Here is a 14,180-nt window from a genome sequence, read left to right as displayed (position 1 = left end):
CGGAGGTCAAACCGCGCGAGAACGCGGACCGGAACGGACCGCATCGGCGGGTACCCTGGTATGCATGCCGCCCTTCCGCCTCGATGCGAACTTCAGCCCGATGGCTGATCAGCCCAAGGCGATCGACGGGATCGCGAAGGCTCTGGACGCCGGGGTGCCGATGACGACGCTGCTCGGCGCGACCGGCACGGGCAAGACGATGACGATGGCCTCGGTGATCGAGCGCGTGCAGCGCCCGACGCTCGTGATGGCCCACAACAAGACGCTGGCCGCCCAGCTCTGCAACGAGTTCCGGTCGTTCTTCCCCGACAACGCGGTCGAGTACTTCGTGTCGTACTACGACTACTACCAGCCCGAGGCCTACGTCCCGAGCAAGGACCTGTACATCGAGAAGGACTCGGCGATCAACGAGGAGATCGACCGGCTGCGCCACGCGGCGACCGCCGCGCTGCTCGGGCGCCGCGACGTGATCATCGTGGCGTCGGTGTCGGCGATCTTCGGCCTCGGCTCGCCGGAGACGTACAACGACAACCTGGTGCTCCTGAGGAAGGGCGAGGAGGTCGACCGCGACCTCCTGCTGCGCAAGCTGGTGACGATCCAGTACAACCGCAACGACCAGGCGCTCGGGCGCGGGACGTTCCGGGTCCGCGGCGAGGCGCTGGAGATCTTCCCGGCCCAGCACGAGTCGACCGCCTACCGCGCCACGTTCTTCGGCGACGAGGTCGAGTCGCTGCAGGAGTTCGATCCGCTGACCGGCGAGCTCGTCCACGCCGACCTCGAGCACGTCGGGATCTGGCCGGCGTCGCACTACAACGTGCGCGAGGGCACGATGGAGCGCACGGTCGAGGAGATCGGGCGCGAGCTCAACGCGCGCTGCCAGGAGCTGGAGGCCGAGGGCAAGCTGCTGGAGTCCCACCGCCTGCGCCAGCGCACGCAGTACGACATGGAGATGCTGCGGGAGATGGGCTTCTGCAACGGCATCGAGAACTACTCGCGGATCCTCGACGGCCGCATGCCCGGCGACCGGCCGTACTGCCTGCTGGACTACTACCCCGACGACTACGTCCTGATGATCGACGAGTCCCACCAGACGGTGCCTCAGATCGGTGGGATGTACGAAGGCGACCGCTCGCGCAAGCAGACGCTGATCGACTACGGCTTCCGGCTGCCGAGCGCGCTGGACAACCGCCCGCAGACCTTCGACGAGTTCCTGACGATCGCGCCGCAGATGGTCTTCGTCAGCGCGACGCCGGGTCAGTACGAGCGCGCGCACGCCGGCGCGATCGTCGAGCAGATCGTCCGGCCGACCGGCATCGTCGACCCGCCCGTCGACGTCCGGCCGACGCGCAACCAGATCGACGACCTGATGAACGAGGTCCGCGAGGTCGTCGACCGCAACGAGCGCGTGCTGGTCACGACGTTGACCAAGAAGATGTCGGAGGACCTGACCGACTACCTGCTCGAGATGGGGTTCAAGGTCCGCTACCTGCACTCCGAGGTCGACACGCTGGAGCGCATCGAGATCATCCGCGACCTGCGGCTGGGCGAGTACGACGTCCTCGTCGGCGTCAACCTGCTGCGCGAGGGGCTGGACCTGCCGGAGGTCTCGCTGGTCGCGATCCTCGACGCCGACAAGGAGGGCTTCCTCCGCGGCGAGACGTCGCTGATCCAGACGATCGGCCGCGCCGCCCGCAACGTGGACGGCAAGGTCATCATGTACGCCGACAAGGAGACCGCGGCGATGAAGGCCGCGCTCGGCGAGACCGACCGCCGCCGCGCGATCCAGTTGAAGTACAACGAGGACCACGGCATCACCGCGGCGTCGATCGTCAAGGGCATCAGCGACATCGCCGAGTTCCTGCAGGGCGACTCCAAGACGCCGAGGCGCGGCCGCAGCCGGACCGATCGCAAGAAGGTCAAGTCCGAGACGCTGACCTCCAGCGAGCTGGAGAAGACGATCATCGAGCTGGAGAAGGACATGCTCGAGGCCGCCGAGGACCTGCGCTTCGAGTACGCCGCGCGCCTGCGCGACGAGATCCGCGAGCTGCGCCGCGACCTGCGCCAGCTGACGGACCTGGAGGCGCCGGCCTAGCCCGTCGTCTGCGTCGCGCTCTCGCCCGGGACCGTGACCGTCACGGTCTCCGGCGGCGCGGTGACGGTCTGGGTGACCGTCGTGGTCGGCTGCCTCACGGTCACGCCCAGGTTGGTGGTGTTGACGGTCGAGGTGACGGTCTTGACGCCGGTGTGGACGGTCTTGGTGTCGCCGCCGCCGGAGTCGATCAGCAGGCCGGCGCCGAGGCCGACGACGAGCGCGACGAGGCCGGTGAAGGCGAGCATCCAGCCGCGGCCGCTGCCGCCCCTGTCGTCGCCGCCGGGGCGGCGGGCCGGGTCGTCCAGCCGCGGGTCCCGCGGGTCGTTGTAGGGCGCGGCGTCGCCGGCGGAGTCGGTCATGCCTGCCACCCTCGCGGCCGCGCGGGTGAGCGCGGATCGCCCGCGGCGAGTGGTTCACACCAGCGCGCTGATCCCGCTGCCCAGCGAGAACAGGCCGAAGACGAGCAGGACCCAGGCCGTCGCCCTCCTGTTGTTGTCGATCAACCAGGAGCGCAGGCGGAGCAGGATCCCGTGCGCGCGCTCGCCCATCGCGAGGTAGATCCCGAGTGGGATCAGGATGCAGAGGTCGATCGCCAGGACCAGCAACACCACCAACAAGAGCCGCGTGCCCGCGCTGAAGGCGTTGCCGGAGACGCCCTGCAGCGCGCTCATGTAGACCGCGAGGTCGGCGGGGGAGACCAGCAGCAGCACCGCGCCGATCGCGACCGCCTTCAGCGGCGTGAGCTTGTCGAACGCGTTCATCCACCCGGGTGGCCTCTGGCGCAGCTCCTCGCGGCCCTCGACCACGTGCGCGAGCGGGTGGCGCGCGCCGATCACCTGGCGCAGCCCGAACGACAGCAGCAGCACCCCGACGAAGACGTTGAACACGGCCCTGGTCTGCTCGCTCACCGCCGAGCCGTGCTCGGGCAGCAGCGCCCGGATCGCCCCGGCGAGGACCACGAGCACGATCGTCCAACCGAGCAGCAGGCAGAGCGCGTCGATCAGCGGCCGGCGGCCGGTCGACAGCACGGCGATCGTCGCCATCGTCGCGACCGGCGACATCGCGCCGACCAGCGCGGCGGTGATGAGCTGGGGGATCGCCTGGTTCACCGCGCCAGCCTCACGGCGTCCGGGGTGACGGCGCGTCACCCGGCCGGGGTGGGCGCTAGCGTCCGCGGGCGTTGCCGCCCGCCGTCCGGACCTTCGACGCCGCCCTGCTCGCCTGGTACGCCCGCGAGGCGCGCGACCTGCCGTGGCGCCGGACGCGCGATCCCTACGCGATCCTCGTCTCCGAGGTCATGCTGCAGCAGACGCAGGTCGCGCGGGTGATCCCGCGCTGGCTGGCGTGGCTGGAGCGCTGGCCCGACGCGCCCGCGCTGGCCGCCGCGCCGATCGCCGACGTGCTCGGCGAGTGGGTCGGGCTCGGCTACAACCGCCGCGCGCTGCGGCTGCGCGAGGCCTGCGCGCACGTCGCCGAGCACGGCTGGCCGGACGACCTGCGCGAGCTCCCGGGCATCGGCCCGTACACCGCCGCGGCGGTCGGCGCGTTCGCCTTCGGGCGCGACGAGCTGCCGGTCGACACGAACGTCCGGCGCGTCCTGGAGCGGACCGCGTTTGAGCCGGACGCCACGCCGCCGGACCTCGGGCAGGCGCTGATGGAGCTCGGCGCCACCGTATGCCGCGCGCGCGAAGCGGCGTGCGGCGCGTGCCCGGTCGCGGGCCACTGCGCGAGCGCCCACGCGGTCGTGATCCCGGCGCGGGGGAGCGGGGCCAGGCGCGAGCGCTTCGAGGACTCGAACCGCTACGTCCGCGGCCGCGTGATCGAGGCGCTGGCGTCCGGCACCGACCTCCCGGACGGCATCGAGCTGGAGCGCCTGGAACGGGCGATCGCGTCGCTGGTCGCGGACGGCCTGGTGCGCCGCGAGGGCGATGTGCTCTCCCTTCCGGCGTGACAGCTAAGGTTCGCGCCATGGCCCTGGACCGGCAGAGCATCGAGAAGCGCGACTTCCCCATCGGGCGTCGCGGATACGAGCCCGAGGCGGTCGACGCGCACCTCGCGCGGATCGCCGATGAAGTCGATGACCTGCGCCGCCGCGTCGGCGCCGGCGGCGGGGCCGCCGCGGCCGCCGCTCCGGCGAAGTCGTCGCCGGCGTCGATCGCGCAGGCCGCGTCCGAGCAGGTCCGGTCGATCGTCGAGGCCGCCGAGTCGTCCGCCGCCGCGATCGAGCAGGGCGCCCAGGACGAGGCGGCCCGCATCCGCAACGAGGCCGAAGACGCCGCGCGCGACACGCGCGACGACGCGGTCGAGCGCTCCCAGCAGCACGTCGGCCAGGTGTCGTCGGCGACCAAGCAGATGCTCCAGCGCGTGGATGCGATGGAGTCCGAGCTGAGCGGGCTGGTCGAGTCGCTGCGCACCGGCGCCAACCGCCTGACCGCCGACCTCTCGCTGCTCGAGGGCGGCATGGGCGACCTCTACGACGCCGCGGGTCGCGAGTCCGACGGCGCCGCCGCCGCGCCCGCGCCGCCGCGCGTGGTCGAGTCGGTCCCGGCCGTCGCCGCGCGGCCCGCCGAGGTCGAGGACGACGCCGACGACGACGAGCCCGTCGAGACCGCGCCCGCCCAGGAGGAGTCGCTGTTCGCCGACGAGCCGGAGGCGGCCGAGGAGGTCGCGCCGGACGCGGCCGAGCCCGCGACGCCGAGCGTGTCCGCCGCGTCCGGGGGCGACGACGCCGAGGGCGCCCGCCTGGTCGCGCTCAACATGGCGTTGAACGGCACCTCGCGCGAGGAGACCGACCGCTACCTGGCGGAGAACTTCGACCTCGCCGACCGCGCGGGCCTGCTGGACGAGGTCTACGCAACGGTCGAGTCGTAGTCGCCGTTCTTCCCGCAACTCGTCGTCCTCGCCTGAGTTCGGAGCGGTAGTGCTCCGTCTTCGCCTGGTCCTGCTGATCGCGTGCGCCCTCGTCCTGGGCGCGCCCGTCGCCGCGCACGCCGCGGTCCCGAAGGGGTTCTTCGGGGTGATGGTCAACGGGCCGCTCGACGACCCGTCGGTCGACCTCGACGCGCAGGCCGCGACGATGAAGGCCGACGGCGTGCGGTCGTGGCGCGTCGAGATGACGTGGGACCAGATCGAGCCGGCGCGCGGCCAGTTCGACTGGTCGGTGCAGGACCGCAAGGTGCTGGCCGCGGCGCGCCAGGGGATCGACGTGCTGGGCCTGGCGCTGCGCGCGCCCGGCTGGGCCAACGGCGGCGCGGCGTCGCCGTTCACGCCGCCGAAGAACACCGCGGACTTCGCGCAGTTCCTGAAGGACTTGATCGGCCGCTACGGGCCCAACGGCGCGCTGTGGGCGGCGCATCCGGAGGTCCCGAAGCACCCGGTCCGGGCGTGGGAGATCTGGAACGAGCCCAACCTGAAGGACTACTTCACCAAGCAGCCGTTCGCCAGGCCCTACGCGGCGCTGCTGCGCGCGGCGTACCCGGCGGTCAAGGGCGCTGACAGGGGCGCGACCGTGTTGATGGCCTCGATGGCCAACTACTCGTGGCGCGACCTGGCGAAGCTGCTGGACTCCGGCGGACCGAGGCTGAGGTTCGACGCCGCGGGCGCGCACCCGTTCTCCGGCCGGCCGTCGAACGCGCTGAAGATCGTCCGGCTCAACCGGGACGTGCTGAACAGGCGGGGCTACAAGAAGGTCCCGCTGTGGCTGACCGAGCTGACGTGGTCGTCGGCGAAGGGCAAGAAGACGCCGCTGACGCAGAACTGGGAGACCACGGAGTCCGGCCAGGCCTCGCGGCTGCGCGACATGTACAGGCTGCTGCTGCGGGATCGCAGGTCGCTCAACCTCGCGCGGGTGTTCTGGTACTCGTGGGCGACGGTCGACAACGGGTCGCCGAACTCGTTCGACTACTCGGGGCTGAACCAGTGGCTGCCGACGGGCGCGTTCCGCGCCAAGCCGGCGCTCGCGGCGTTCAAAGCGGTCGCGCTGTCGGCTGAGAAGTAGGCGGCGGCGATGGTCCGGGTGGAGCTCGGCGGGGTCCCTGAGACGCTGTTGTGGACGCTCCACCACCGCGCGCTGGAGGCGGCGCGGCCGGACACGGTCCTGGACGATCCGCTGGCGGTGACCGTCCGGGACCGCATCGACTACCCGTTCACCGAGCGCTTCGGCGCCGGCCGCGGCGGGCTGGCGCAGTGGCAAGCGCTGCGGGCCGGGACGTTCGACGCCGAGGTCCGGCGCTTCATGGCCGCGCATCCGGGTGGGACCGTCGTCGCGCTCGGCGAAGGGCTGGAGACGCAGTTCTGGCGCGTCGACGACGGGCGCGTGCGCTGGGTCGGCGTCGACCTGGCCGAGACCGTGGCGGTGCGCGAGGAGCTGCTGGGGCGTGACGCGACGGGGCGCCGCGCGTTGGTCGCGGCGTCGGCCTTCGACGTGGACGCGTGGGCGGGCGCGGTCGCGCCGGGCGGGCCGGTGCTGCTGACTGCGCAGGGGTTGTTGATGTACTTCTCGCGCGACGAGGTCCACGGGCTGATCGCCGCGCTGGCGGCGCGGTTCCCGGGCGCCTCGCTGGTGTTCGACGCGATCCCGGCGTGGCTGGCCGCGCGGCGGCCGCCCGCGTCGCCGGGCGGCTTCGTGCCGCCGCCGTGGCAATGGGGCTTCGACGGTGCCGAGCAGGCCGCGCTGCGCGGGCTGCCGCGCGTGGCGGCGCTGCGCGCGCTGCCGGTCCGGCGGGGGCGCGGGGTGGTGCAGGGCGCGCTGCTGCCGGCGCTCGCGCGGGTGCCCGCGGCGCGGCTGCGGATGGTGTCGATCTGGCGCGCCGCGTTCGCCTGAGGGCGCGTTCTGCCTGCACTTCCGGCGGTCCTGTCCGGCGCCGAATAGAACGTCTGTTCCCCTGGCTACACTCGTGAGACAGTGCCGCCGAAGAACGCAATCGTCGTCTCCGGTGCCCGTGAGCACAACCTCAAGGGCATCGATGTCACCCTGCCGCGCGACTCCCTGACGGTCATCACCGGGCTGTCCGGATCGGGCAAGTCGTCGCTGGCGTTCGACACCATCTACGCCGAGGGCCAGCGCCGCTACGTCGAGTCGCTGTCGGCCTACGCGCGCCAGTTCCTGGGGCAGATGGACAAGCCGGACGTCGACTCGATCGAGGGCCTGTCGCCCGCGATCTCGATCGACCAGAAGACCACGTCGCGCAACCCGCGCTCGACGGTCGGCACGGTCACCGAGATCTACGACTACCTGCGCCTGCTGTGGGCGCGGATCGGGCACCCGCACTGCCACATCTGCGGCAAGCCGGTCCAGGGGCAGTCGGCCGAGCAGATCATCGACCAGGTGCTGGAGCTGCCGGAGGGCGAGCGCTTCATGGTGCTCGCGCCGGTCGTGCGCGGGCGCAAGGGCGAGTACGGCAAGGCCCTGAGGAACCTGCTGGCCGAGGGGTTCCAGCGCGCGAAGGTCGACGGCGAGCTGCGCGCGCTCGACGAGGAGATCGTGCTGGACAAGAGGTTCAAGCACGACATCTCGGTCGTGGTGGACCGGCTCGTGATGCGCGAGGGCGTGCGCAAGCGGCTGGCGGACTCGATCGAGACGGCGGTCGCGCTGGCCGACGGGATGGTCGAGATCGAGACCGTTCCGCGCGAGGGCGACGGGACGCTGACCTTGTACTCCGAGAAGTTCGCCTGCCCCGACCACGGGCCGGTGATCCCGGAGCTGGAGCCGCGGATCTTCTCGTTCAACTCGCCGCACGGCGCGTGCGAGCGGTGCACGGGGCTCGGGTCGCAGATGGAGATCGACTCGCTGATGGTCGTCCCGGACCCGTCGCTGTCGCTGGGCGAGGGTGCGATCGCGCCGTGGGCCAACAGCGCCTCCAACTACTACGAGCAGATCACCGAGGCGATCGCCGAGAAGTACGGCGTCGACATGTCGACGCCGTGGAGCAGGCTCTCGGCCAGGCACCAGGACCTGTTCCTGTACGGCACCAACGGCGACCGCGTCGAGGTGTCCTACCGCAACCGCTACGGGCGGCGGCGGTCGTACTCGACGAGGTTCGAGGGCATCGTCGCGAACCTCGAGCGCCGCTATCGCGAGACCGACTCGGAGGGCGTGCGCGAGAAGATCGAGGAGTACATGTCGCTCGTGCCGTGCCCGGTGTGCAAGGGCGCGCGCCTGCGGCCGGAGTCGCGGGCGGTTCTGGTCGGAGGCCTGGCGATCCACGAGTTCACGGGCTTCTCGGTCAGGCGCGCGCTGGCGTGGCTGGACGAGGTCGAGCTGACCGAGACCGAGCGCCACATCGCGCGGCTGATCTTCCGCGAGATCCAGGAGCGCCTGCAGTTCCTGGAGAACGTCGGCATCGGCTACCTGTCGATGGAGCGGGCGGCGGCGACGCTGAGCGGCGGCGAGGCGCAGCGGATCCGGCTGGCGACGCAGATCGGCTCCGCGCTGGTCGGCGTGTTGTACGTGTTGGACGAGCCGTCGATCGGCCTGCACCAGCGCGACAACACCAAGTTGATCGGGACGCTGGAGCGGCTGCGCGACCTCGGCAACACGGTGCTGGTCGTCGAGCACGACGAGCAGACGATGCATGCGGCGGACTACCTGGTCGACATCGGGCCGGGCGCGGGCGAGCACGGCGGCAGGATCGTCGCGCAGGGCACGGCCAAGCAGGTCATGAGGGTCAAGGGGTCGCTGACCGGCCAGTTCCTGTCGGGGACGCGGAAGATCGACGTACCGACGCAGCGGCGCAGGCCGAGCGGGTACATCGAGATCCGCGGCGCGTCGCAGCACAACTTGAAGAAGGTCGACGTCAAGGTGCCGCTGGGCGTCATGACGTGCGTGACGGGCGTGTCGGGGTCCGGCAAGTCCACGCTGGTCAACGAGGTGCTGTTCAAGGCTGTCGCCAACAAGCTGCACCGCGCGCGGACGCGGCCGGGTGCGCACACGGCGGTCCTGGGGCTGGACGCGGTCGACAAGATCATCCAGATCGACCAGTCGCCGATCGGCCGCACGCCGCGGTCCAACCCGGCGACGTACACGGGGCTGTTCGACGTCATCCGCGACCTGTTCTCCAAGACGCCGGAGGCGAAGACGCGCGGCTACAAGGCCGGGCGGTTCTCGTTCAACGTCAAGGGCGGGCGCTGCGAGGTCTGCCGCGGTGACGGGCAGATCAAGATCGAGATGCACTTCCTGCCGGACGTGTACGTGCCCTGCGAGCAGTGCCACGGCAAGCGCTACAACCGCGAGACGCTGGAAGTCCGGTTCAAGGGCAAGACGATCGCGGACGTGCTGGACATGCCGGTGAGCGAGGCCGTCGAGTTCTTCCAGCACATCCCGAAGATCCACCGCCGGCTGGAGACGCTGCGCGACGTCGGGCTCGGCTACATCCGGCTGGGTCAGCCGGCGACGACGCTGTCCGGCGGCGAGGCTCAGCGCGTGAAGCTGGCGACCGAGCTGTCGAAGATCGCGACCGGCCGGACGTTGTACATCTTGGACGAGCCGACGACCGGCCTGCACTTCGCCGACGTCCAGCGGTTGCTGGAGGTCCTGCACCGGCTGGTGGACGCGGGCAACTCGATCGTCGTGATCGAGCACAACCTCGACGTCATCAAGACCGCCGACCAGCTCATCGACATGGGCCCCGAAGGCGGCGAGGAGGGCGGCATCGTCGTCGCGACCGGCACGCCCGAGGACGTCGCCGCCGTCGCCGAGTCCCACACCGGCGAGTTCCTCAAGGAGCTCGTCGAGCCCGCAGCACCGAAGAGGCGCCCGGCATCGCGCGCGAAGAAGAAGGTCCCCGCGGCGGCCTGAGCCGCCGCCCGCGGCGCCGTCCTGGCTGGCCGCAGGCCGGCGGGTGGGGGAGGATCGGCGCATGAGGCTGATCCGCATCGACCACGCGTCGCTCAACACGGGCGACCGCGCCGCGACCCTGCGGTGGTACGACGAGGTGCTCGGGCTCCGGCGCGCGCACCCGGACGCGCCCGCCGTTGCCGAGGAGCCGATGTTCCTCGGCGCCGACGGCGCGCAGGTCGCGCTGTTCGCCGACCGGGCGCCGGGGCTCCGGCACGTCGCGCTGGCCACCGACGCGGAGGGCTTCGCCGAGGTCAGGGCCGCGCTGGAGGCCAGGGGCTGCGCGTTCAAGGAGGAACGCCACACGGCGCACGACTCGATCTACGTCGACGATCCCGACGGCAACACGCTCGAGGTCATGATCGCGCCGGAGCTCGGCGGGTTCGCGGGCTGACTCGATCAGGAACGGAGAAGCCAGGGGCGCCGGGTGGGCGTAACGTCCGTCCGGTCAGCACAAGCACCCCAACAAGGAGCGACACCACCATGTCGATCGCCGCCGAAGGCCTCAAGACGATCCTGCATCCCGTGACCGACCTGGGCGCCGCCAAGGCGTTCTACACCACCATGCTCGGCGCCGAGCCGACCGCGGACTCCGAGTACTACGTCGGCTTCGACGTCGGCGGCGTCCACCTCGGCCTCGTGCCCGGCGGCGACACGCCCGGCCCTGTCGCCTACTGGTCGGTCCCCGACCTCGACGGCAAGGTCTCCGAGCTCCTCTCCGCCGGCGCCACCGCCGGCGCGCCCGTGCGCGAGGTCGGCGGCGGCCGCCGGGTCGCGACCGTCATCGACGCCGACGGCAACCACATCGGCCTCCTCCAGGACGCGTGAGCCCGCGGTCCCGGTCCCAGCGCCGGGCGGACACGGAGCGCCGCCTGGCGGAGGACATCGACCTCTGGGTGGCCACCGCCGGGGAGGACGGCGCGCCGCACCTGATCCCGCTGTCCTTCGACTGGCTCGACGGCACGATCATCCTCTCGACACCGACCACCTCGCCGACCGGCCGCAACCTCGCGGCCGGCGGCACGGCCCGCCTCGCCCTCGGCCCAACCCGCGACGTCACGATGATCGACGCCACCGCCGAGATCCTGCCCCTCGACGCGCTCCCGTCAGCCCAAGCCGACCACTTCGCCACCCGCACCGGCTTCGACCCCCGCCAAGAAGACACCGAGTACTCCTGGTTCCTGATCCACCCGACCCGGATCCAATCCTGGCGCGAAGCCAACGAGCTCGCCGGCCGCACCCTGATGCGCGACAGCCTCTGGCTCGACTGACCACCGCCACACCGAGCGTCGCATGTGGGCGGAACCGCCGCGCCGCGTCGCCGCGAGGCGTCGCGCCTTCGCCGTGCGCCGCGTCTCCGCCGTGCGCCGCGTCTCCGCCGTGCGCCGTGTCTCTGCGGCGCGCCGTGTCTCTGCGGCCGCGCCGTGTCTCTGCGGCGCGCCGTGCCTCCGCGCCTCCGCTCAGCCGCCGAAGCGGGAGCGGAGGGAGAGGACGTTGGCGACGTAGCGGCGGGTCTCGGGCAGCAGGCCGATGCGGCGGACGGAGCCGAGACCCTGGTAGTAGGCGGCGACGGCGGTCGTCGGATCGCCGCCGGTGTCGCGGAGCAGGCGGGCCAGGAGCAGCGAGCCGGCGCGGACGTTGTCGGACGGCGACGCCGGGTTCAGCGGGCCGGAGCCGAGCTGGTTCTGGACGTAGGTCCAGGTGTCGGGCATCACCTGCATGATCCCGCGGGCGTTCGCGTTGCTGACCATCGCGTTGTTGAAACCGGACTCCTGCCAGGCGATCGCGGTCGCGAGCGAGGCGGGCGCGCCGTTGGCGCCGGCGATCGAGCCGATCTGCGACGCGCTCAGCCGCCCGGGCGAGCCGGTCGCCGCGCCCTGCGGCGGGACGTTCGCCGCCGCGACCACCGGGACGCTCGCCGCGGGGGCCGCCGCCGGGATCTTCACGCGCGTGCCCGCGATCACGAAGGCATTGGGCTGCAGGCCGTTGGCCGCCGCGAGCGCGGCCGGCGTGATGCCGTTGGCGGCGGCGATCCCGGTGAGCGTGTCGCCGGGGACGACGAAGTGGCCGCCGCTCGCCGTGCTCCCGGACGCGGTCGTCGCCGCGGGGGCGGTGGTCGTCGATCCGGCGCCGCCGGGGAGCCGCAGCGAGGTGCCGGCAAGGATCGTCCCGCTCGGGCTGATCCCGTTGGCTGCCGCGAGCGCGCTGATCGACGTGCCCAGCTCACCCGCGATCTTGCCGAGCGAGTCGCCGAGCCGGACCCGGTAGCCGCCGAACGGCGCGGGCTGGGAGGAGGAAGTTGTAGGAGTCGCCGACACGCCGGCGGCGGGGACCGTCAGCGTCCTGCCGGAGATCACGAACGCATCCGCCGGCAGCCCGTTGGCCGCCGCCAGCGCCGCCGGCGAGAGGCCGTTGGCGGCCGCGATCCCTGAGAGCGTCTCACCGCTCACGACGAGATGCGTGGCGGCCCCCGCACTAGCAGGCAACACCATCACCATGACAACACCAAGCAGAACCGGCAGGCGGAAGCGCATGTCAACCACCTTGCCTCGCCCTCCCCTCACCAGAACACGGCGAGCGGGATTAGGTCCCCTTGCAAGTTGGTGTGCATGGTGTCCGTACCCGGACACGCCACGCCGAGTCGGCCGCCGCGGCGGGGCGAGTCGCGGCGTGGAGGTGAGTCGCCAGGCGCGGTGAGGCGCGACGGGGAAGGAGTCGCGCGGCGAGGGGCGGGCGGTGGCTAGCCGTCGCTGGACTTGCCGGAGCCGGAGGAGTCGTCGTCGGTCGACTTGCCGGAGCCGGAGGAGTTGGAGCCGGAGGTGGGGGTGCTCGAGCTGGAGGGGGAGGAGGCGTCGTCGCTGGACTTGCCGGAGCCCGAGCCGGAGTCGGTGGAGCTGGGGGTCGGCGGGGTGGGCGAGGAGAGGGTGGGGGTGTCGTCGCTGCTGCTGCCGCCGCCGCTGGACCTGCCGGAGGTCTCGGATGTCCCGGACCGGCCCGACTTGCCGGAACCGGAGTGGGAGGTGGTGGAGGAGTCGTCGCTGCCGTGCCTGGTCGACCCGGACGAACCGGAACCAGAGCCCGAGCCCGAGCCTGAGCTCGTGGAGTGCTCGGTGGTGTCGTCGCTCCCGCCGCCGCGACCGCCCCTGTGGTCATCGGCGAGTGGTGTCGCCGTGGCGTGGTGGGACGAGGAGTCGTCGCTGCCGTGCCTGCCGCTGCGCCCGCGCCTGTGGTCGCGGCCGTGGTGGTGCTCGGTCTCGCGCGTCGCGGGGTGGGACGTCGGAGTTGTGCGCGTGGCCGCAGCGGGGAGCGAGATCGGCTTCTCCCTCGTCGTCGTGGTGTGCGACGACGGCTTCGTCGTGTGCACGACGTCCGCCTGAGCCGGCGCGGCGCTGTCGTGGCGGATGACCTCGTGCGTCCCGACGGCGGCGCCGCCGACCAGCGCGCCGGTTGCCATCACGCCGGCCGTCACCTTCGCCAGCCCCGCGCCCAGCCCGGCGGTCGCGGCGGTCTCCAACCCGCCGCCGCCTCCGCCGCCCGCCGAAGCCATCTCGGCGATCCGGACGATCAGGCCCCACGGTGTCACGGCCGTCACGGCGCCGCGCATCGCGACGCGTGCCCGCATCAGGTGCTGGCGCGCCGAGCCCGCGGACACGCCGAGCGCCGAGGCGATCTCCTCGTGCGAGCGCCCCTCCAGCTCGCGCAGCACCAGCGCCGCGCGCTGGCGCTCGGGCAGCGCCTGCAGCGCGGCGACCGTCGCGCGGAACTGCTCCGAGGCCTCGAAGGACTCGACCGGCGACGCCGGCGCGGGCAAGCGCAGGCCCTCAGCGCCGTCCGCGTCCAGGGACACGTCGTCGCGCACGCTGCGCAGCAGGTTCAAAGACACGTTGTGGGCGATCCGGTAGAGCCAAGAGCGCAAATGACGCACCTCGTCGGCATCTCCAAGAGCGGTGTGAGCGTTCAGCAGCGTCTGCTGGACCGCGTCCTCGGCACGACTGGACCCGACGATCGCCCCGCAGTACCGGAGCAACGCCGGGCGGTAGCGCACCACGATCGCGTCGAACGCGGCGTCGTGGCCCGCGGTCGCCAGCTCGGCGAGCCGCTCGTCGCTCTGCAACCGCAGGAACGACGAACCCGCCAGGCGGGCGGGATGGCGCAATCCGGTCTTGTTCATCGTCTGCCCAGACACTGCCCTGCCGCGAAGCTTCCCAGAGGGCGTCCGCGGCGAAGACTCGCCCCGCCACCGGCCCGGGGGTC

13 protein-coding genes are annotated in these 14,180 nt (G+C 72.1%); 9 read left to right on the top strand and 4 right to left on the bottom strand.

What is annotated here, in order from left to right:
- The first annotated feature begins 64 nt into the window (after window positions 1-64).
- Complete coding sequence (uvrB, locus tag H030_RS0125770; RefSeq protein ID WP_027008251.1) at window positions 65-2,092, top strand: excinuclease ABC subunit UvrB; 2,028 nt, start codon at window positions 65-67, stop codon at window positions 2,090-2,092.
- Here uvrB and H030_RS0125765 read toward each other — a convergent pair.
- Together H030_RS0125765 and H030_RS0125760 are read right to left on the bottom strand one after the other, a co-directional pair.
- On the bottom strand, window positions 2,089-2,451 hold the full coding sequence (locus H030_RS0125765) for a hypothetical protein (RefSeq protein WP_027008250.1): 363 nt from the start codon (window positions 2,449-2,451) through the stop codon (window positions 2,089-2,091). The two genes, uvrB and H030_RS0125765, sit on opposite strands and share 4 nt — an antisense overlap.
- Before the next feature lie 54 nt (window positions 2,452-2,505).
- Complete coding sequence (locus H030_RS0125760; RefSeq protein WP_027008249.1) at window positions 2,506-3,201, bottom strand: GAP family protein; 696 nt, start codon at window positions 3,199-3,201, stop codon at window positions 2,506-2,508.
- 71 nt (window positions 3,202-3,272) lie between these two features.
- Between H030_RS0125760 and H030_RS0125755 the strand changes: the two genes are divergently transcribed.
- The 8 genes from H030_RS0125755 (at window position 3,273) to H030_RS0125720 (ending at window position 11,197) form a co-directional block, all read left to right on the top strand.
- Complete coding sequence (locus tag H030_RS0125755; protein ID WP_027008248.1) at window positions 3,273-4,043, top strand: DNA repair protein; 771 nt, start codon at window positions 3,273-3,275, stop codon at window positions 4,041-4,043.
- A gap of 17 nt (window positions 4,044-4,060) precedes the next feature.
- Window positions 4,061-4,963 carry a DivIVA domain-containing protein gene (locus H030_RS0125750; protein ID WP_027008247.1) on the top strand — a complete coding sequence of 301 codons (903 nt, stop codon included), beginning with the start codon at window positions 4,061-4,063 and terminating at the stop codon, window positions 4,961-4,963.
- A gap of 49 nt (window positions 4,964-5,012) precedes the next feature.
- Entirely contained in the window at window positions 5,013-6,089 is a 1,077-nt protein-coding gene (locus tag H030_RS0125745; protein ID WP_027008246.1) for a beta-galactosidase, read from the top strand.
- Window positions 6,090-6,098: 9 nt separating this feature from the next.
- Window positions 6,099-6,914 carry a class I SAM-dependent methyltransferase gene (locus H030_RS0125740; RefSeq protein WP_027008245.1) on the top strand — a complete coding sequence of 272 codons (816 nt, stop codon included), beginning with the start codon at window positions 6,099-6,101 and terminating at the stop codon, window positions 6,912-6,914.
- 81 nt (window positions 6,915-6,995) lie between these two features.
- On the top strand, window positions 6,996-9,887 hold the full coding sequence (gene uvrA / locus H030_RS0125735) for an excinuclease ABC subunit UvrA (protein ID WP_027008244.1): 2,892 nt from the start codon (window positions 6,996-6,998) through the stop codon (window positions 9,885-9,887).
- Window positions 9,888-9,948: 61 nt separating this feature from the next.
- Window positions 9,949-10,320: a VOC family protein gene (locus tag H030_RS0125730; protein WP_027008243.1), complete on the top strand. Its 372-nt coding sequence runs from the start codon at window positions 9,949-9,951 to the stop codon at window positions 10,318-10,320.
- A gap of 89 nt (window positions 10,321-10,409) precedes the next feature.
- Window positions 10,410-10,754, top strand: coding sequence for a VOC family protein (locus H030_RS0125725; RefSeq protein ID WP_035129815.1), 345 nt, complete (start codon window positions 10,410-10,412; stop codon window positions 10,752-10,754).
- Window positions 10,751-11,197: a pyridoxamine 5'-phosphate oxidase family protein gene (locus H030_RS0125720; RefSeq protein ID WP_027008241.1), complete on the top strand. Its 447-nt coding sequence runs from the start codon at window positions 10,751-10,753 to the stop codon at window positions 11,195-11,197. Before H030_RS0125725 ends, H030_RS0125720 begins: the two co-directional genes overlap by 4 nt.
- 189 nt (window positions 11,198-11,386) lie before the next feature.
- On the opposite strand, the gene H030_RS35280 is transcribed toward H030_RS0125720, so the two are convergent.
- Both H030_RS35280 and H030_RS37935 read right to left on the bottom strand, forming a co-directional pair.
- Complete coding sequence (locus H030_RS35280; protein WP_051223757.1) at window positions 11,387-12,376, bottom strand: lytic transglycosylase; 990 nt, start codon at window positions 12,374-12,376, stop codon at window positions 11,387-11,389.
- Window positions 12,377-12,666: 290 nt separating this feature from the next.
- Window positions 12,667-14,097 (bottom strand): RNA polymerase sigma factor, encoded by a 1,431-nt coding sequence (locus H030_RS37935; protein WP_051223756.1) that lies wholly within the window; start codon window positions 14,095-14,097, stop codon window positions 12,667-12,669.
- Between the last annotated feature and the right edge of the window lie 83 nt (window positions 14,098-14,180).

It is taken from the genome of Conexibacter woesei Iso977N, from assembly GCF_000424625.1.
Taxonomy (GTDB): Bacteria; Actinomycetota; Thermoleophilia; order Solirubrobacterales; family Solirubrobacteraceae; genus Baekduia; species Baekduia woesei_A.
This window is presented reverse-complemented; position numbering and strand designations above follow the sequence as displayed.